The organism is Limnospira platensis NIES-39, from assembly GCF_026000695.1.
GTDB lineage: Bacteria > Cyanobacteriota > Cyanobacteriia > Cyanobacteriales > Microcoleaceae > Limnospira > Limnospira platensis.
In genome coordinates, this window is sequence record NZ_AP026945.1 from 3,221,602 (window position 1) to 3,239,262 (window position 17,661).

At 44.9% G+C, this 17,661-nt stretch carries 16 protein-coding genes and 5 pseudogenes; 15 read left to right on the forward strand and 6 right to left on the reverse strand.

Annotated elements, in window-relative coordinates:
• Positions 1-631: 631 nt before the first annotated feature.
• A complete protein-coding gene (locus N39L_RS15765) occupies positions 632-1,654 on the reverse strand; it encodes an adenosine deaminase (protein ID WP_006616348.1) in 1,023 nt (340 codons plus the stop codon).
• Positions 1,655-1,831: 177 nt separating this feature from the next.
• Here N39L_RS15765 and N39L_RS15770 point away from each other — a divergent pair, with 177 nt between their 5' ends.
• Positions 1,832-3,148: a four-carbon acid sugar kinase family protein gene (locus N39L_RS15770; protein WP_035736448.1), complete on the forward strand. Its 1,317-nt coding sequence runs from the start codon at positions 1,832-1,834 to the stop codon at positions 3,146-3,148.
• An 8-nt stretch (positions 3,149-3,156) separates the two neighbouring features.
• On the opposite strand, the gene N39L_RS15775 is transcribed toward N39L_RS15770, so the two are convergent.
• From N39L_RS15775 to N39L_RS15790, 4 genes and pseudogenes are all read right to left on the reverse strand, one after another.
• Positions 3,157-3,918, reverse strand: a complete 762-nt coding sequence (locus N39L_RS15775; RefSeq protein WP_006616346.1) for a response regulator transcription factor — start codon at positions 3,916-3,918, stop codon at positions 3,157-3,159.
• Between the two features lie 184 nt (positions 3,919-4,102).
• A complete protein-coding gene (gene ltrA, locus N39L_RS15780) occupies positions 4,103-5,872 on the reverse strand; it encodes a group II intron reverse transcriptase/maturase (protein ID WP_014275698.1) in 1,770 nt (589 codons plus the stop codon).
• Between the two features lie 843 nt (positions 5,873-6,715).
• Positions 6,716-6,991, reverse strand: a pseudogene (locus N39L_RS15785) (IS1 family transposase); the annotation flags it as partial.
• A gap of 19 nt (positions 6,992-7,010) precedes the next feature.
• A pseudogene (locus tag N39L_RS15790) lies at positions 7,011-7,904 on the reverse strand (IS630 family transposase).
• Between the two features lie 68 nt (positions 7,905-7,972).
• Between N39L_RS15790 and N39L_RS15795 the strand changes: the two are divergent.
• The 3 genes from N39L_RS15795 to N39L_RS15805 all read left to right on the forward strand — a co-directional run bounded on the left by N39L_RS15795 (position 7,973) and on the right by N39L_RS15805 (position 8,917).
• The gene (locus N39L_RS15795; protein WP_014275673.1) at positions 7,973-8,290 is read left to right on the forward strand and encodes a hypothetical protein; all 318 of its coding nucleotides are present in this window, start codon (positions 7,973-7,975) and stop codon (positions 8,288-8,290) included.
• A 92-nt stretch (positions 8,291-8,382) separates the two neighbouring features.
• The gene (locus N39L_RS15800) at positions 8,383-8,571 is read left to right on the forward strand and encodes a hypothetical protein (RefSeq protein ID WP_231852203.1); all 189 of its coding nucleotides are present in this window, start codon (positions 8,383-8,385) and stop codon (positions 8,569-8,571) included.
• 112 nt (positions 8,572-8,683) lie between these two features.
• The gene (locus N39L_RS15805; RefSeq protein WP_014275672.1) at positions 8,684-8,917 is read left to right on the forward strand and encodes a hypothetical protein; all 234 of its coding nucleotides are present in this window, start codon (positions 8,684-8,686) and stop codon (positions 8,915-8,917) included.
• 225 nt (positions 8,918-9,142) lie between these two features.
• Here N39L_RS15805 and N39L_RS15810 read toward each other — a convergent pair whose 3' ends face one another.
• Entirely contained in the window at positions 9,143-9,478 is a 336-nt protein-coding gene (locus N39L_RS15810) for an antibiotic biosynthesis monooxygenase (RefSeq protein WP_006615878.1), read from the reverse strand.
• 655 nt (positions 9,479-10,133) lie between these two features.
• On the opposite strand from N39L_RS15810, the pseudogene N39L_RS15815 reads away from it, so the two are divergent.
• The 11 genes and pseudogenes from N39L_RS15815 to gvpC (N39L_RS15865) form a co-directional block, all read left to right on the forward strand.
• A pseudogene (locus N39L_RS15815) lies at positions 10,134-10,564 on the forward strand (ISKra4 family transposase); the annotation flags it as partial.
• A gap of 47 nt (positions 10,565-10,611) precedes the next feature.
• Positions 10,612-11,506, forward strand: a pseudogene (locus N39L_RS15820) (IS630 family transposase).
• A gap of 125 nt (positions 11,507-11,631) precedes the next feature.
• Positions 11,632-12,695: pseudogene (locus N39L_RS15825) on the forward strand (IS630 family transposase).
• A 521-nt stretch (positions 12,696-13,216) separates the two neighbouring features.
• A complete protein-coding gene (gvpA, locus tag N39L_RS15830) occupies positions 13,217-13,435 on the forward strand; it encodes a gas vesicle structural protein GvpA (RefSeq protein ID WP_006616598.1) in 219 nt (72 codons plus the stop codon).
• Positions 13,436-13,664: 229 nt separating this feature from the next.
• On the forward strand, positions 13,665-14,120 hold the full coding sequence (gene gvpC / locus N39L_RS15835) for a gas vesicle protein GvpC (protein ID WP_234933772.1): 456 nt from the start codon (positions 13,665-13,667) through the stop codon (positions 14,118-14,120).
• Positions 14,111-14,248: a hypothetical protein gene (locus tag N39L_RS15840; protein WP_234933773.1), complete on the forward strand. Its 138-nt coding sequence runs from the start codon at positions 14,111-14,113 to the stop codon at positions 14,246-14,248. Before gvpC (N39L_RS15835) ends, N39L_RS15840 begins: the two co-directional genes overlap by 10 nt.
• Positions 14,249-14,760: 512 nt before the next feature.
• Complete coding sequence (gene gvpA / locus N39L_RS15845) at positions 14,761-14,979, forward strand: gas vesicle structural protein GvpA (protein ID WP_006616598.1); 219 nt, start codon at positions 14,761-14,763, stop codon at positions 14,977-14,979.
• A 229-nt stretch (positions 14,980-15,208) separates the two neighbouring features.
• Positions 15,209-15,664, forward strand: coding sequence for a gas vesicle protein GvpC (gvpC, locus tag N39L_RS15850; protein ID WP_234933772.1), 456 nt, complete (start codon positions 15,209-15,211; stop codon positions 15,662-15,664).
• Complete coding sequence (locus N39L_RS15855) at positions 15,655-15,792, forward strand: hypothetical protein (RefSeq protein ID WP_234933773.1); 138 nt, start codon at positions 15,655-15,657, stop codon at positions 15,790-15,792. The genes gvpC (N39L_RS15850) and N39L_RS15855 overlap by 10 nt, the downstream gene beginning before the upstream one ends.
• Positions 15,793-16,305: 513 nt before the next feature.
• The gene (gvpA, locus tag N39L_RS15860) at positions 16,306-16,524 is read left to right on the forward strand and encodes a gas vesicle structural protein GvpA (RefSeq protein ID WP_006616598.1); all 219 of its coding nucleotides are present in this window, start codon (positions 16,306-16,308) and stop codon (positions 16,522-16,524) included.
• 229 nt (positions 16,525-16,753) lie between these two features.
• Positions 16,754-17,608, forward strand: coding sequence for a gas vesicle protein GvpC (gene gvpC / locus N39L_RS15865; protein ID WP_014275707.1), 855 nt, complete (start codon positions 16,754-16,756; stop codon positions 17,606-17,608).
• Positions 17,609-17,661: the final 53 nt, after the last annotated feature.

Consider the following 17,661-nt stretch of genomic DNA (forward strand, 5'->3'; position numbering starts at 1 on the left):
AAAAACAGTCCTGGGGAATTGATAATTAACTGGGGAACCCGCCCCTACAATTCCTAATGTGGCTGGGGCGGGTTTTTGAAAACAGTCCTGGGGAATTGATAATTAACTGGGGAACCCGCCCCTACAATTCCTAATGTGGCTGGGGCGGGTTTTTGAAAACAGTCCTGGGGAATTGATAATTAACTGGGGAACCCGCCCCTACCATTAATTATCCATATTTATCAATGCGATCGTATTTTATTCGCCACTTGTTGATTTTTTATTCAATTTTTAAAAAATTGTTCCGACAAATTAGCGCCAACAGCTTGACAAGCACCCGGAACTAATGATATCATATTGACATATTCTTAAATAATGGAAAATTTGCTTAAATAAAAATTTAGCCAATATTCCCATTATCTAAAATGATAGCACGAACTCCCCCAAAAAGCTACCCCCCCAGACCAAAAAAAATTTTCGCAACATTTCTTAACTTTTTGTTACAAAACTTAACATAACCCCGAAAGTAGCTGGGGCGGGTTATTAAAAACAGTCCTGGGGAATTGATAATTAACTGGGGAACCCGCTCCTCCCCTACAATTGCTAATATGGCTGGGGCGGGTTATTAAAAACAGTCCTGGGGAATTGATAATTAACTGGGGAACCCGCCCCTACCATTATATTCATGATTTTCGATTTCGGCTAAATACTTATCTTTTTCAGCCTGACTCAGAAAGGAAGCCATAAAAGAATTTTTGGCTAACTGTATCAGTTGAGAATTGGTAAAATTCAAAGCCTCTTGAACAGCGAGATAATTTTCATTAATATAGCCGCCAAAATAAGCGGGGTCGTCCGAATTAATAGTTACACACAAACCCAACTCTAGCAATTGTTTAACATTATGGGAGTTGATATCAGGAAAAACCCCCAACTTAACATTAGACAATGGACAGACAGTTAAAGGGATTTGTTGTTGTGCCAAATAAGTAACCAATGCCGGGTCTTCTGTACAGCGCACACCGTGATCAATCCGGGATACCTGCAATAAATTAATTGCTGACCAAATATAATCAGCGCCTGCTTCTTCTCCTCCATGGGCGACAGTTAAAAATCCCTCGGATTTGGCTCGTTCAAATACCTGTTGAAATTTACTAGGTGGATTGTGCAATTCCGCCGAATCCAAACCGACAGCAATAATGCCATCTTGGTATGGTAAGGCTTGTTCAAGGGTATTCATAGCGGCTTCTGCGCTTAAATCTCGCAGAAAACAAAGAATTAAGTGTGAGGAGATATTTAGATAGGTTTTGGCATCTTGTAGGGCTGACTGTATGCCATGGTATACCACCGGGAAATCAATACCGCGATCGCCATGAGTTTGGGGGTCAAAAAATATTTCCGTGTGGCGGACATTCTGCTGATAGCATTTTTGTAAATAAGCCCAAGTCAAATCATAAAAATCCTGGTCAGTGCAGAGGACCTGAGCCCCCTGATAATATAAATCCAGAAAGGATTGCAAATTCGATAAATGATAGGAATTTTGCACATCTGCCACTGACTCAAAAGGTAAAGATAGATGATTTCGTTGAGCCAGGTCAAACATCATCTGTGGTTCTAAAGTACCTTCGATGTGAAGATGTAGTTCCGCTTTGGGGAGACCATAAATAAACTGATTCATATTAGCCTAGGGAAAGCCGTTAACTGTCAATGATAACCTGAAACCAACTAACAAATAACAGAATTAACCAATAACTCCGTACTGGTGATAGATTAAAGTTCCCATATCAATGGTAAGCTAGTCACAGAGTCCTACGGTATGACTCAATGTTTCTCTTGTTACTCCCACACTAAAGCAATGGCACCTAAAATTATTGTTCTGGATGATGACCCCACCGGTTCCCAAACTGTTCATAGTTGTCTGTTGTTGACACAATGGGACGTAGAAACCCTACGGCTGGGACTGAGTGACCAGTCTCCCATATTCTTTATCTTAACGAATACCAGAGCATTAACCCCAGAAGCAGCAGCCACAGTTACACGAGAAGTTACCCATAATCTGAAAATGGCGATCGCCGCCGAGTCTATCCAAGATTTCCTAGTAGTGAGTCGGTCTGACTCCACCCTACGGGGTCACTATCCCATAGAAACCGATGTAATTGCCGAAGAATTAGGCCCCTTTGACGCTCATTTTTTAGTTCCCGCCTTCTTTGAGGGGGGACGGATAACCAAAGGGGGAACCCACTACCTGAAAATAGACGGCGTTGATACCCCTGTACACGAAACGGAATTTGCTCGCGATTCAGTATTCAGCTACCATCATTCCTACCTACCCGATTATGTAGCCGAAAAAACCCAAGGACGCATTAAAGCCGAAGCTGTCCAAATTTTCACCTTGGGGGACATTCGCAACGGGACCCTAGACCGACTGATGCAATTCAGTGATAATCAATGTGTGGGAGTTGACGGCGAAACCCAAGGCGACCTAGACCAATTCGCCTCCGATATCCTAGCCGCCGCCAGCAAAGGAAAACGTTTCCTCTTCCGCAGCGCCGCCAGTATCCTCACATCCCTAGCCTCCCTCGGTCCCCAACCATTACCACCGGAGTCTATGGGAAAATATACCCGAAATAATCAACCGGGAGTGGTGTTGATGGGTTCCCATGTGAAAAAGTCTACTCAACAGCTTGAACAGTTATTGAAAGAATCAGATATCGTCGGGGTTGAGGTAGATGTGTCTCACCTGTTAGATGATAATCCCTCTCTACGTCAAGAGCTACTTAGCCAAATTAGCGATCGCATCCATCAAATCCACCAACAGGGTCAAACCCCTGTAGTGTACACCTCTCGCCAAGAAATCACCTTTGAGAATACCCAAGTCCGCTTAGAATTTGGGGCGGCGGTTTCAGATTTGTTAATGGATATTGTCCGGGGTTTACCAAAAGATATTGGATTTTTGATTAGCAAGGGAGGCATCACCTCCAATGATGTCCTTAGTAAAGGTCTAAGTCTCCCCACCGCGCGACTCTTGGGACAGGTTATGGCTGGTTGTTCAATGGTGAAAACCCCCGCATCACATACCCAATTCCCTAATCTTCCCGTTGTCCTGTTTCCAGGTAATGTGGGTGATGCTAACGGGTTAGTCACTGTCTATCAACGACTCAAAAACCATTGATTGAGGTGCTACACCTGATCAGATACATCAGATAGATCAGTCTCTCCCACCTCCGATGAGTTTTTGCCGTTACCTGGGAGTTCCAAACAGTAACCAGCACCATAAACGGTTTTGATGTAGCGAGGATGACGTGGGTCTGGTTCCATTTTGGTGCGTAAATGGCGAATATGAACCCGGATAGTTTCGATATCATCGTCCGGGTCATAGCCCCAAACTTCCTTGAGAATTTCACTGGGGGCTACGGTTTGACCGTGACGTTGTAGCAAACAGTGCAGTAACTCAAATTCTAGGTGAGTTAGTTTGACTGTCTGATCAAACCAGATCGCCTCGAACCTTTCGGGAACTAGGGTAAGAACTCCATAACTGAGGATCTCGCTGTGTTTAGCCGCTTGCGGAATGCGATCGGTGCGTCGCAATAGCGCGCGGACACGAGCCAGCATTTCTTCGAGTTCAAAGGGTTTAGTTAAATAATCATCAGCCCCAGCGTTAAAGCCTTCCACTTTATCCTGGGTTTGTCCCAAAGCTGTCAACATCAAAACCGGGATCTCTCCGGTGCGTTCATCTCGGCGTAGACGCTGACAGACGGTGAACCCATCGACTTTGGGCAACATTAGGTCTAAAATAATCAGGTCTGGCAGTAGTTGCAGCGCTAGTGCTTGTCCTACTATACCATCGGGGGCGAGGGTGACTTCATAACCAGCCATCTCTAGGTTAATCGCCACCAGCTCTGCGATCGCGGGATCATCATCAATCACTAAAATTCGGGGCATTATCTAAAACTCTGTCTAAGGTTTTCAGCTTTAACCGCCTATAGGGACTAATCCTTCCCTTCCAGGGAGGCTATGCGAACAGCAAAAAGTAGGGGTCGAGAGAGATGTCGCCATCTCCCCCTCCCATACAGAACCGTACTTGAGACTTTCACCTCATACGGCTCCTAATTTGACCGTCTCCTTGTTAAGAGTACAGCATCATCTCTTCATCAAGAGCTGTTTTATTGTCGTGACAATGGCGATGTAATAATTGAATATTCTTGTATTCATCCTTTCCGCCATGGCTTCTAGGTACAATGTGGTCTATTTCAATTAAATCTGATGGGGTAAAGTATTGCCCGCACCAGGTACATCTACCTTTTTGCTTTTTGAGTAGTTTTGCTACATTATTTGGCGTGCCGATTGCTTGTCCTTTCCTGGTTGCCCAATAAGTCCAATTTCCGTCGTATGGTGTTGCGTCAGGGCGTATTAAAGTATGTCTAACAATTGGAGTCCAATTGTGTTTGAATAGATGTAACCCATCTTTGGTTTGGAACAGCCAATTTTCGTGTCTTTTTTTCCCATTGCTAAGTTTAATTGTTCCATGTCTGAAATAATTACTTAGTTTTTCGTAACTTGCCCTTCCGCATCTTGATGCTGTCCATGCCCGTAACATTTGCCAAACTGTTTTGTTTAGCTTATTGAAGGTCTCTGTTGAGACTACCGCTGAATAATAATTTGACCATCCCCGAATAATCGGGTTTAGTTTACTAATCAAGGCTGATTGAGGTGCTGTTCTATGTTGTTTGATTACACCTTTTATCACTTCTATATGGGCTTTAACTGCTTTATGGCTGGGTTTTATGTGGGTTTTATGTCCGATTAATCGGCTTGTTTTTCCGCCTGTTTTCCCAGATTTGTATTTTCCTGCTGGATATTGCCTGATATTGAATCCTAGAAAGTCGAACCCTGGATTCTCTGTTTTACCGTCATACTCAATAGTTTTGAGTGTATGACAGATTCGAGTCTTTTCAGGTTTTATTTCTAGTCCTACAGGTTTTAGCCATTCAGAAATAGCAGTTTTGCACTGTTCAATGATTCCTAGTTCTTTTGAAATTACCACGAAATCATCGGCGTATCTTATGACTCTCGCATACGGGCGATTGTCTGTTTTCTTGGGATACAGTTTTTCAATTAACCTAATCATACCATCCAGTGCGATGTTGGCTAGGAGTGGACTTATTACCCCTCCTTGGGGTGTCCCTGCTTCTGTATCCTCAAATACACCGTTATCTAGCACACCTGCTTTGAGCCATTGCTTCAGGTCTCTTTTTAGGTTGCTTGGACAATGAATTTTTGACAGTAGGTAGTCATGGTTTATTCGGTCAAAGCATTTCGCTATATCAGCATCTAGCGCGTAGTATTCACCATTGTTAATACTCAGGTAAATCCTGCTTATTGCATCTTGGGCTGACCGTCCAGGACGGAACCCATAGCTAGTGCCCTCAAATCTCGATTCCCATTCCGGTTCGAGAGCCGACTTAACCAAGGCTTGCCTTGCTCTATCTTGGATTGTGGGTATGCCTAGCGGGCGTTTTTCATCCCTACCAGGTTTTGGAATCCACATCCTTCGCAGTGGTTTTGATTTGAGGTTTCCTTTGATTTTCTCGGTCATTTCTAGCCTTTGTTTAGGGGATATCGCTATCACACCATCTACTCCGGCTGTTTTCTTTCCTTGATTGTCCTGGGTCACTCGTCGCACTGCTAAGAGCCGGGCATAATACGATTTCACCAATAGACGTTGCAACCTTCTTACCTTTGCATCTTGTCCCGATTTAGCTGCTTGGAATATACTCTTTTGGAGCTTGAAAACTTTCCGTTGAACCTTAGTCCACGGGATTGCTCTCCATGCGTTGTTCGTAGTCTTGATTGGTTTGGGTTTACCAAATCCTTTCTTTAAACTCGCTATCGCCATTTTGACTCCTACTAGACTCTATTCTTACAATCAAACCGTGACCTGTTAGCATATCCCTACCATTACAGTCGGGCATTGGCTTCTGGTCACATCTCACATCCTCTAGGACTTGCGGTTACACTTATCCCTACTAACTACCTCGACCAGATAATTAGAGTCCAGGAGGACTTAAAACGTTCCGTTTATATGGGCATTCCATCTTTAGATTTGTCCTTTCCACCGAGGTACTTTTAAAGGTCTGTGTGGGTAGAGTGCAGAATCCCCCACTTTTCCCCTTGCCCTTTTGAGCGCAGCGTATCAACCTATTTCGCTACTTAATATTTACGATGGTTCAAGCCGGACATTCGGTTTCCCTAATCATGGATGGTTGGCAGTGGTCTCGATTCTGGTGTTGGGTTACACCTCGGAGCCTTCCGTTCCCCGCTTCAATCCTGGGGTTGTGGTTCCCAAAATTGGGGGTGGCTATCGCCGTTACTCTCTTTCGCAATTGTTAAGGAATCTTTAAGATTTCAGTTTTGCGTTTTGACCTTGAGTTCCCTGCCTTGTTTTGTATATTTCTATACCAAACGTTGGGACATATAAACAGTTATGGGGATGGTCAGGAGTGCGCTCCTTATATTCAACCAAGGGGTTGAAGTCCCCACCAGGCGGTTATTTCGGGTATTGCAACCCTATTTTATGCCTGAACGTCTCGCACCTGCCTATATATTCTACCATATATGGGTATTTCACACCTCCCGCTTGAGTTTGATTGACTAGGGCCAGCCCTAAACACTATAAATGCTAAAAAACGTACAGAAATTTGATGTGAACTGCTAGTTTATTATTGATGGTACTGGTCACTTAAGGTGGCAAGTCTCGAAAGCTCCTCAGAGAAAGCATTTGGCCAACACTCACCGCTCGTGAGGCGAAACCGAGCGCCATGGCAGGAGTCTCCCAACTCGACCATCGCGGTCTAACCCAATTATGGATTAAACGCTGTACCGAGAGTGCTCGATCGAGTCCTGATGGCGTTTTGGCGTAGAGATTTTGTCGGCGCCGAAAGGCACTACAACGACGACGTCAGGCAGCATTGTGTGCTTCACAGTGGTTGCCATGGACTTCGCTCTCGGCACTGATATAGCACTAGTCAATGCGGTTAGGACGCAGCCTTGAGAACAGAATCCATGGCATCATCGAGAGAATCAAACTGCTCACGTGCAATGGCGAATGCGGGCTTTCAACCACGACCAACATTTCTCTATCTTGTTGAGGTCTGGCGAATAAGGCCGAAGATAGAGTAAACGGCATTGAGCTGCCTCCACCAGTTCAGCCTGCCGCCCCCCTTTATGAAACGTTGCATTGTCCAATACTAGAGTCTGACCTGGCTTCAATGTTGGAATTAAGATAAACTCCAACTACAACTCAAACACTGTCCGATTACAACAACCCTCAAAGGTAAAGGGAGTTAAGAGTTGTTGATAACACCATGCGGCCATATAGCTCACCCTGCCCTGCCTCTTCCCTGATTTGAGGGTATGGAAGCGTTGTCCTTCCTGGCAGTAACCATAAGGATAATCCGAGTCTTGACTATTCATGCCAGCTTCATCGAGGTAAACCAACCCTTCCGGCTCCATATGTTGAATCTGAGCAATAAACTCCTCTCGCTGTTGCTCATCACCTTCTTGGTAGCCGTAAGTTTTTTTCTGGTGAAGCCAATTTTCTTCAAGGCTCTGGATATGGTGCCAGGAGAGATGTCGTCATCCCAAAGTTCAGCCATTTGAGCGGAGGTTTTGTGGCCATGCTCTTGGGCAAAAGCCTTGAATTTATGCCAGTCGGTAATTTGGTGGTTATTGCCAGGTCGGTGATTAGGTTTAGGGAGGAAGTCTCCGGTGTGTGCTTTTCTTTGCAGCCAGAGATTGATAGTGTTCCGGCTGAGATGGAAAAATTGACTGGCTTTGGTTTTGGACATACCGTATAGTTCAATTGCATTGATAACTTTTTGTCTAAGGTCGTAACTGTAGGGGGCTGGCCTTTTGGGTCTTCTGTAGATATCCTTGCCATTATACGTCCTAAATGTTATGTTTTGTGCTATAAGAATTGAGGCTTTTGTAGCTTAATATGGATATCTCTATCAGTCAATTAATCAACCATCTCCCAGATGGTTCAACGTTAAAAACCTTGCTGGCTTCATTAGGCACTGACGCTGAAAACGTAGATGCTACCGTAGAACTTTACGAATTTGTTGAGGCTTTTTCCCAGGCCAAAAAAGAACACAACCAACTACCTCATGTTCAACGATTAAACGTAGTTTCTGATGAAACATTGTTTGATATAGTATGGCAACGGGATGGCTCCGTGACAAGAAGGTTAGAAAGAAAATTGTCATTCTTCCAAAGATTTGAGAATTCGGGAATTAGCAGTAGAGAACAAATCTAATTTACCAACGGTCTAAATTTTTCGGATAACTGGGAGTCTATCCGGATTACCAGAAAACGAACCACAAGCAATTTTTTCAAAACTTAATTTTAGTGTTTGAAAGCACAGGATTTTCTAACTTTATGCATCTAGAAATTGAAAAAATTGCTTTAATTATTAGTTGGCTTGTTTCTTTTTCGGGAGGTATTTGGTATCTTTCAGCAAAATATTCTGAACTCCAAACTACTGTAAAAAAAAATAAAGAAGACATCAATAGATTAGGAAATTCAATCAGAAAGTAAACCCGAGGGGACAGACAACTTATCTGGCTTACTTTAAAAAATATTGAAAAATATTTAGCCAAGACAAATTACTATGATGAATTAATCTTAAAAGACAACGAAAAAAACAACGATGGATTCTAATGTATTACCTGAGATAGTCAAACTGGGAACTGATGGTATTACCGTTTTTTTAGTCTGGCAGTTAATGAAGCAAAATCAGAAACTGATATCAGAGGTTAACTCCAGAGACAACGAATTAATGAAGCTGATTTACACAATCCTAAATCAATATAGGCAGTACCCAACAGGATTAAGCGATCGCACTAGCCGAATTAACCATCCCAGAGGAAAAGCCAAGGAGTAATTAATCAGACTGACCCAATGGAGGACAACCTACTGGGAAGATGGACAAAATAAGTACAAATTCCCAGCTAGGGCAAAAAAGCGATCGCATTAAGTCCCTTGACACCAATCTGGACTTCTACAATTCCAAGACAACGGTAAACGCTTCTGTTTAACTCAACTCGACCAGGGTGATGATTAATCAAGGTTCATTATCTGCTTTTGAGTTACCAGCCCCAAGTTTTGATTAAACTAGAGATTCGGCGGCGGCACGAATTTCGCTGCGAACTTCGTAGAATGAAGTAGTCGGGGCTTTGGCGAATAGGGGTGTCATTTGATCTAGCAAAGCCTGATATGCTTCACTTTGATTGGCTTCCATGTCTTGGATATTTTCCCAGAAGATAATGGCAATACCACGATCAGTTCCCGGTTCCTGTAGCAAATAAGACCCTTTGAACCCGGTACTGTAGGTTGAAACTGCTTGTTCAAACAGTTCTCGGGCTTCTTCAAATTTACCAGGCTTAAACTCCCCGATCGCAATATAGGCGTGTTTGTGTTTCAGAAAATCAAAAAATTCGGACATAACTAACCACCGGTTATGAGTTGAGAACATTGGACTCCTGGTGCTAGACCAACCGATACATTTTGGCTAACCAACATTCACAAATGCCAGATGCTGAGGTACTTTACGCGCTCTATAGGAAACAAGTCTTGACACCCCCTCTTTTCCGCCACACGGAGAGGAACTGAGCCCAAAACCCATATTAACCCATATAGGTCAATTTTTATCAATTATTCGCTGTTAATTTCCCCTTAATTATCTATACAGCCTTTACCCAAAACACAAAGTACAGTATAATGTATGGGTAGAGTCGAGAATGGAGTCGCCCCCATCCCCTCCCTTTCCCAACTGTACTTGAGACTTTCGCCTCATACGGCTCCTGATGTGGTTGCCCAATTGTTATTGGTATAGTGTTGATTTCACCGCTTGGTCCTTCTTCGTTCAGAGCTATATGCACCACGTAGTCTTTCAACTCGCTCTCGCCGTAAAACTCCTACTTATTGCCGGATTTACATCTACACCGTGGCACGTCTGGTAGGGGTCGAGAATGGAGTCGCCTCCATCCCCTCCCATTCAAAGGGTGCATCTCAGTTAGGAAATGAGTAATTGTACTTAGTGCAACCTTCACCCACAGCCCTACATAATGAGCGAAGCACCACTCACCCTCCCTCTACTCATGGATTCTCAGAAACCAGCTCAACTCCAGCAACACCTTGACGCGATTGCGGCCATTCTCTACAGCGAAGCTAACCCTACTGAACTCACCACCCTTGAAGCCAATGAGAAGAGTGTTCGTGCTCTTACTCAAGAACACGTCTTGCCTCAACTAGGAGTTTTTTTATCGACCAGGCAACAGACCGCCACAGTGGAAAACAACTCACCCTGACCAGTATCCTCGGTAAACTCACCCTCACTACCGCTCAAGGTCAACAACTGCAAGTGAAGCCAGGGACTCGTTGGAGTCCATACTTTGAGAAGTGTTGCTTGCTCGTTAGTGCTAATAACGCTTACCAACGAGCCGAAGAGGATATCACGATACTGACCGGGATGAGCATCTCCCACAGTACGCTCCAACGCCTTGTACAGCGAGAGGACTGGTGTGAGGTGGAGATATAGCACAAAACATAACATTTAGGACGTATAATGGCAAGGATATCTACAGAAGACCCAAAAGGCCAGCCCCCTACAGTTACGACCTTAGACAAAAAGTTATCAATGCAATTGAACTATACGGTATGTCCAAAACCAAAGCCAGTCAATTTTTCCATCTCAGCCGGAACACTATCAATCTCTGGCTGGAAAGAAAAGAACACACCGGAGACTTCCTCCCTAAACCTAATCGCCCACCTGGTCATAACCACCAAATTACCGACTGGCACAAATTCAAGGCTTTTGCCCAAGAGCATGGCGATCAAACCTCCGCTCAAATGGCTCAACTTTGGGATGACGACATCTCTCCTGGCACCATATCCAGAGCCTTGAAGAAAATTGGCTTCACCAGAAAAAAAACTTACGGCTACCAAGAACGTGATCAGCAACAGCGAGAGGCGTTTATTGCTCAGATTCAACATATGGAGCCGGAAGGGTTGGTTTACCTCGATGAAGCTGGCATGAATAGTCAAGACTCGGATTATCCTTATGGTTACTGCCAGGAAGGACAACGCTTCCATACCCTCAAATCAGGGAAGAGGCAGGGCAGGGTGAGCTATATGGCCGCATGGTGTTATCAACAACTCTTAGCTCCCTTTACCTTTGAGGGTTGTTGTAATCGGACAGTGTTTGAGTTGTAGTTGGAGTTTATCTTAATTCCAACATTGAAGCCAGGTCAGACTCTAGTATTGGACAATGCAACGTTTCATAAAGGGGGGCGGCAGGCTGAACTGGTGGAGGCAGCTCAATGCCGTTTGCTCTATCTACCACCTTATTCGCCAGACCTCAACAAGATAGAGAAATGTTGGTCGTGGTTGAAAGCCCGCATTCGCCATTGCACGTGAGCAGTTTGATTCTCTCGATGATGCCATGGATTCTGTTCTCAAGGCTGCGTCCTAACCGTATTGACTAGTGCTATAACGCACCCTACGAGCCGTATGAAGGGAAACTTTCAAGTACGGTTTTGAATGGGAGGGGATGGAGGCGACTCCATTCTCGACCCCTAATAATGCCCAACTTGCGTCATACCCAGACGAATTAGTATAGCTCCCCACTTAAGTACCGAAGAACTTGGCCGGGCTGATCACCAAGCCCAAGAGGGCTTGGAAAGTCGCCAAGAGCAAATTATTTGGTTGTTGGCTCAGGGGAAGACCACGGAGGAAGTCCAAGAAATTACGGGCTACAGTCGCATCTGGATTTATGAATTGGTAAAAAGATACAACCAATTGGGATTAAAAGGGCTGGGCGCGCGCCTCTAGGGAAATCCCGGACATCCACCGTTAATTGATGATGTGACCCAAGCTCAGTTATGGCAAGCCCGGCAAGGAACAGCGCCGGATGGGGGACTGTGGAACGGTCGCCAGGTGGCAGACTGGTTGACAGGAGTAACTGGACGAAAAATTAGCCGACAAAGGGGATGGGAGATTCTGCGACAAATGACATTTCGGCTTCGTGTACCGAGACCGGCTCACATCGAAAGTGACGAAGACTAGCAGCAAGCCTGGAAAAAAACTGGTAACGGAGTTAGAGGGACTTCGCCGGAGATATCCTGATGCACAGGTGCAATTGTGGAGCGAAGATGAACACCGTCTGGGACTCAAACCGGTGATGGGACGCTCCAATAGCGGAAGGTTGTCAACCACTCGCCCATATTAATTGGAAATGCGAGTGGTTATGGTTATATGGTTTTGTCAGACCGCAGACGGCAGAGACTTATTGGTGGATCATCCCTTAGGTCAATACAACTCTATTTGGTCGAGTGTTACAGGAGTTTGCTGCCGAATTGAAATTAGGTCCAAATCAACACATTATGTTAGTGGTTGACCAAGCCGGATGGCATATCAGTAAGAATCTGAAAGTACCCGAAGGACTGCATTTAATGTTTCTACCGTCCCATTCCCCGGAACTGCAACCGGCGGAAAGACTGTGGCCTCTGGTAGATGAACCCATTGCCAATCGCTCATTTGAGAATCTTGAGCAGCTAGAGGAACTCTTGTGTGCTGGCTGCCGAAGTTTGTGGGAACAGCGCGAATTAATTCGAGGCTTGATGAGTTTTCATTGGTGGCCTCAAATCGAGACTTCACTATAATTGATTATCCGGACTTGATATGACGCACCCTACGACCCGTGTGAGGTGAAAGTCTCAAGCACGGTTTTGAAGGGGAGGGGGAGAAGGTGACTTCTCTCTCGACCCCTAATAATTATTACCAAAATGCTTGACATTATACCCAAGTACTGATAGACTCCAAACCGTTGTCGTAGGATGATGCCCCATAGCTGTTTAGTGGTGGACGTGAAGTACATAGCCTGTATATCTTGGTTTTAAAAAGGCGATTTGTACGTGACAATAGTCCTCTTTGAACAGAATGTTGGAGGCTTTGAGAGATACCTTCACCAATGGCATGATTGCCTCACTATTGATTGTATCATACTCAGAAGCTTCGGGCTATTGCCACATTCTTGACAGTTAAATCTGTCTCGATTCTGTATGATGGAGGATAACAGGACTTCCCTGGTAGCCTGGTCAACAGTAATACTAGCAACAATCTACCATGACAGCCTAGCTGGACGGTGGGGGTGTCAACATGAAAATTAAGAGGTAATTGACTCATGGCAGTTGAAAAAGTAAACTCGTCTTCGAGCTTGGCTGAGGTTATTGATCGTATCCTAGATAAAGGGATTGTAATTGATGCCTGGGTTCGTGTTTCCTTAGTGGGCATAGAACTGTTATCGGTAGAAGCAAGGGTTGTGATTGCATCTGTGGAAACTTACCTCAAATATGCAGAAGCTGTGGGTCTAACGGCTCAAGCTGCTGTTCCTTCTGTATAAAGGGTTTCACAGTTAACTAGCGGTCGGACATCTGATTGTGTCTTCTGATTAAGTCCATCTAGCTACAGCCTGAATCTGAGTCGGAAAGCCAATGCCTGAGTTTCAGGGGGCTATATGATTCTCTAGGGAAGACCCTAAAGTAAGGCTGACAGGAAAGACTACAGAAAACCACAGAAAACCACAGATGTCCGATGCTTAAACACCAACTGGGGGGATATCCTTAAGTACTATGGTGTTACAGGATGATTGGCAACAAAGCCACCTAGAGCGTCGCCAGGTTTTGGCTGCAAGCCAAAAACAGATTTGGGCGACGATCGGTTTATGGCAACGAGAACGATACAGCCAGGCGATCACTCAAAAACAAGATCGACAGGCTTTTGTATCTCAATTAAAACAAGAAAATCAAGCCTTTTTGGCAGACGCTCATAATAACCATCGTCAGCAAGCAGAACAACTAGCTGAGGATTTAAAAGAGTTTGTGCGATCGCTTCAGAAAGAAACTGCTACCTTTCTGGAGGAGAGCGCCCAGTCCCGAACCGAAAAAGCTGAGGAATTAGCCCAGGAGTTACGGGATTTTCGGGCGGAACTTCGAGATACGGTTGCTCAATGGCAACAGCAGTGGCAACAACAAGACCAGGAAAGAGCCGCCGGTCGCCGAAAACTCGCCCAGCAGGTATGGCAATAGTTCAATATGATCTGATCCGCACCATTATGGCTGAAAAATTGCTACAGCCAATCCAAGAGGCGAAAGCCGAACGCCTAGCAGGTATTCAGTCCATGTTTGAGGATATGGGTAAGTTTCGGATGCAATGACAAGAGTATCATCGGGAACGGGAAAAGTCGGTTTGGGGTGGTGAAAGGGTGAAATCGACCCCAGCAAAGCCTTAGAAGGCGAAGGCTAGTCAAACCCTAATAATTATTACCAAAATGCTTGACATTATACCCAAGTACTGATAGACTCCAAACCGTTGTCGTAGGATGATGCCCCATAGCTGTTTAGTGGTGGACGTGAAGTACATAGCCTGTATATCTTGGTTTTAAAAAGGCGATTTGTACGTGACAATAGTCCTCTTTGAACAGAATGTTGGAGGCTTTGAGAGATACCTTCACCAATGGCATGATTGCCTCACTATTGATTGTATCATACTCAGAAGCTTCGGGCTATTGCCACATTCTTGACAGTTAAATCTGTCTCGATTCTGTATGATGGAGGATAACAGGACTTCCCTGGTAGCCTGGTCAACAGTAATACTAGCAACAATCTACCATGACAGCCTAGCTGGACGGTGGGGGTGTCAACATGAAAATTAAGAGGTAATTGACTCATGGCAGTTGAAAAAGTAAACTCGTCTTCGAGCTTGGCTGAGGTTATTGATCGTATCCTAGATAAAGGGATTGTAATTGATGCCTGGGTTCGTGTTTCCTTAGTGGGCATAGAACTGTTATCGGTAGAAGCAAGGGTTGTGATTGCATCTGTGGAAACTTACCTCAAATATGCAGAAGCTGTGGGTCTAACGGCTCAAGCTGCTGTTCCTTCTGTATAAAGGGTTTCACAGTTAACTAGCGGTCGGACATCTGATTGTGTCTTCTGATTAAGTCCATCTAGCTACAGCCTGAATCTGAGTCGGAAAGCCAATGCCTGAGTTTCAGGGGGCTATATGATTCTCTAGGGAAGACCCTAAAGTAAGGCTGACAGGAAAGACTACAGAAAACCACAGAAAACCACAGATGTCCGATGCTTAAACACCAACTGGGGGGATATCCTTAAGTACTATGGTGTTACAGGATGATTGGCAACAAAGCCACCTAGAGCGTCGCCAGGTTTTGGCTGCAAGCCAAAAACAGATTTGGGCGACGATCGGTTTATGGCAACGAGAACGATACAGCCAGGCGATCACTCAAAAACAAGATCGACAGGCTTTTGTATCTCAATTAAAACAAGAAAATCAAGCCTTTTTGGCAGACGCTCATAATAACCATCGTCAGCAAGCAGAACAACTAGCTGAGGATTTAAAAGAGTTTGTGCGATCGCTTCAGAAAGAAACTGCTACCTTTCTGGAGGAGAGCGCCCAGTCCCGAACCGAAAAAGCTGAGGAATTAGCCCAGGAGTTACGGGATTTTCGGGCGGAACTTCGAGATACGGTTGCTCAATGGCAACAGCAGTGGCAACAACAAGACCAGGAAAGAGCCGCCGGTCGCCGAAAACTTGCCCAGCAGGTATGGCAATAGTTCAATATGATCTGATCCGCACCATTATGGCTGAAAAATTGCTACAGCCAATCCAAGAGGCGAAAGCCGAACGCCTAGCAGGTATTCAGTCCATGTTTGAGGATATGGGTAAGTTTCGGATGCAATGACAAGAGTATCATCGGGAACGGGAAAAGTCGGTTTGGGGTGGTGAAAGGGTGAAATCGACCCCAGCAAAGCCTTAGAAGGCGAAGGCTAGTCAAACCCTAAGTAATTATTACCAAAATGCTTGACATTATACCCAAGTACTGATAGACTCCAAATCGTTGTCGTAGGATGATGCTCCATAGCTGTTTAGTGGTGGACGTGAAGTACATAGCCTGTATATCTTGGTTTTAAAAAGGCGATTTGTACGTGACAATAGTCCTCTTTGAACAGAATGTTGGAGGCTTTGAGAGATACCTTCACCAATGGCATGATTGCCTCACTATTGATTGTATCATACTCAGAAGCTTCGGGCTATTGCCACATTCTTGACAGTTAAATCTGTCTCGATTCTGTATGATGGAGGATAACAGGACTTCCCTGGTAGCCTGGTCAACAGTAATACTAGCAACAATCTACCATGACAGCCTAGCTGGACGGTGGTGGTGTCAACATAAAAATTAAGAGGTAATTGACTCATGGCAGTTGAAAAAGTAAACTCGTCTTCGAGCTTGGCTGAGGTTATTGATCGTATCCTAGATAAAGGGATTGTAATTGATGCCTGGGTTCGTGTTTCCTTAGTGGGCATAGAACTGTTATCGGTAGAAGCAAGGGTTGTGATTGCATCTGTGGAAACTTACCTCAAATATGCAGAAGCTGTGGGTCTAACGGCTCAAGCTGCTGTTCCTTCTGTATAAAGGGTTTCACAGTTAACTAGCGGTCGGACATCTGATTGTGTCTTCTGATTAAGTCCATCTAGCTACAGCCTGAATCTGAGTCGGAAAGCCAATGCCTGAGTTTCAGGGGGCTATATGATTCTCTAGGGAAGACCCTAAAGTAAGGCTGACAGGAAAGACTACAGAAAACCACAGAAAACCACAGATGTCCGATGCTTAAACACCAACTGGGGGGATATCGTTAAGTACTATGGCGTTACAGGATGATTGGCAACAAAGCCACCTAGAGCGTCGCCAGGTTTTGGCTGCAAGCCAAAAACAGATTTGGGCGACGATCGGTTTATGGCAACGAGAACGATACAGCCAGGCGATCACTCAAAAACAAGATCGACAGGCTTTTGTATCTCAATTAAAACAAGAAAATCAAGCCTTTTTGGCAGACGCTCATAATAACCATCGTCAGCAAGCAGAACAACTAGCTGAGGATTTAAAAGAGTTTGTGCGATCGCTTCAGAAAGAAACTGCTACCTTTCTGGAGGAGAGCGCCCAGTCCCGAACCGAAAAAGCTGAGGAATTAGCCCAGGAGTTACGGGATTTTCGGGCGGAACTTCGAGATACGGTTGCTCAATGGCAACAGCAGTGGCAACAACAAGACCAGGAAAGAGCCGCCGGTCGCCGAAAACTCGCCCTGCAGGTACAAGGGGATTTGCAAGAGTTCAATATTATCCGCACCATTATGGCTGAAAAATTGCTACAGCAAACCCAAGAGGCGAAAGCCGAACGCCTAGCAGGTATTCAGTCCATGTTTGAGGATATGGGTAAGTTTCGGATGCAATTACAAGAGTATCGTCGGGAACGGGAAAAGTCGGTTTGGGGTGGTGAAAGGGTGAAATCGACCCCAGCAACGCCTCAGAAGGCGAAGGCTAGTCAAACATTGGTTCCTAAAACCAAGCCGAAGGCGGTTAAATCAGCGCCTAGTACTACCACAGCAGCCCAATCAACAACACCTACCGCTGTGGTGGTTGCTGAACCAACAAAACCAGCAGTTCCCCCTAATCAGCCTAAACCAACTACTGTTGTTCCTCATCCCCCTAACCCCGGATGAATGGGTTTATGATTACATTTATCAGCAGTCGAGGGTACGATTGACTGATATTG

Excerpts from the sequence above, each read along its gene's own strand:
- N39L_RS15765 (WP_006616348.1), bottom strand. The coding sequence starts at position 1,654 with ATGAATCAGTTTATTTATGGTCTCCCCAAAGCGGAACTACATCTTCAC.
- N39L_RS15770 (WP_035736448.1), top strand. The coding sequence starts at position 1,832 with ATGGCACCTAAAATTATTGTTCTGGATGATGACCCCACCGGTTCCCAA.
- N39L_RS15775 (WP_006616346.1), bottom strand. The coding sequence starts at position 3,918 with ATGCCCCGAATTTTAGTGATTGATGATGATCCCGCGATCGCAGAGCTG.
- ltrA (WP_014275698.1), bottom strand. The coding sequence starts at position 5,872 with ATGGCGATAGCGAGTTTAAAGAAAGGATTTGGTAAACCCAAACCAATC.
- N39L_RS15795 (WP_014275673.1), top strand. The coding sequence starts at position 7,973 with ATGGATATCTCTATCAGTCAATTAATCAACCATCTCCCAGATGGTTCA.
- N39L_RS15805 (WP_014275672.1), top strand. The coding sequence starts at position 8,684 with ATGGATTCTAATGTATTACCTGAGATAGTCAAACTGGGAACTGATGGT.
- N39L_RS15810 (WP_006615878.1), bottom strand. The coding sequence starts at position 9,478 with ATGTCCGAATTTTTTGATTTTCTGAAACACAAACACGCCTATATTGCG.
- gvpA (WP_006616598.1), top strand. The coding sequence starts at position 13,217 with ATGGCAGTTGAAAAAGTAAACTCGTCTTCGAGCTTGGCTGAGGTTATT.
- gvpC (WP_234933772.1), top strand. The coding sequence starts at position 13,665 with ATGGTGTTACAGGATGATTGGCAACAAAGCCACCTAGAGCGTCGCCAG.
- N39L_RS15840 (WP_234933773.1), top strand. The coding sequence starts at position 14,111 with ATGGCAATAGTTCAATATGATCTGATCCGCACCATTATGGCTGAAAAA.
- gvpA (WP_006616598.1), top strand. The coding sequence starts at position 14,761 with ATGGCAGTTGAAAAAGTAAACTCGTCTTCGAGCTTGGCTGAGGTTATT.
- gvpC (WP_234933772.1), top strand. The coding sequence starts at position 15,209 with ATGGTGTTACAGGATGATTGGCAACAAAGCCACCTAGAGCGTCGCCAG.
- N39L_RS15855 (WP_234933773.1), top strand. The coding sequence starts at position 15,655 with ATGGCAATAGTTCAATATGATCTGATCCGCACCATTATGGCTGAAAAA.
- gvpA (WP_006616598.1), top strand. The coding sequence starts at position 16,306 with ATGGCAGTTGAAAAAGTAAACTCGTCTTCGAGCTTGGCTGAGGTTATT.
- gvpC (WP_014275707.1), top strand. The coding sequence starts at position 16,754 with ATGGCGTTACAGGATGATTGGCAACAAAGCCACCTAGAGCGTCGCCAG.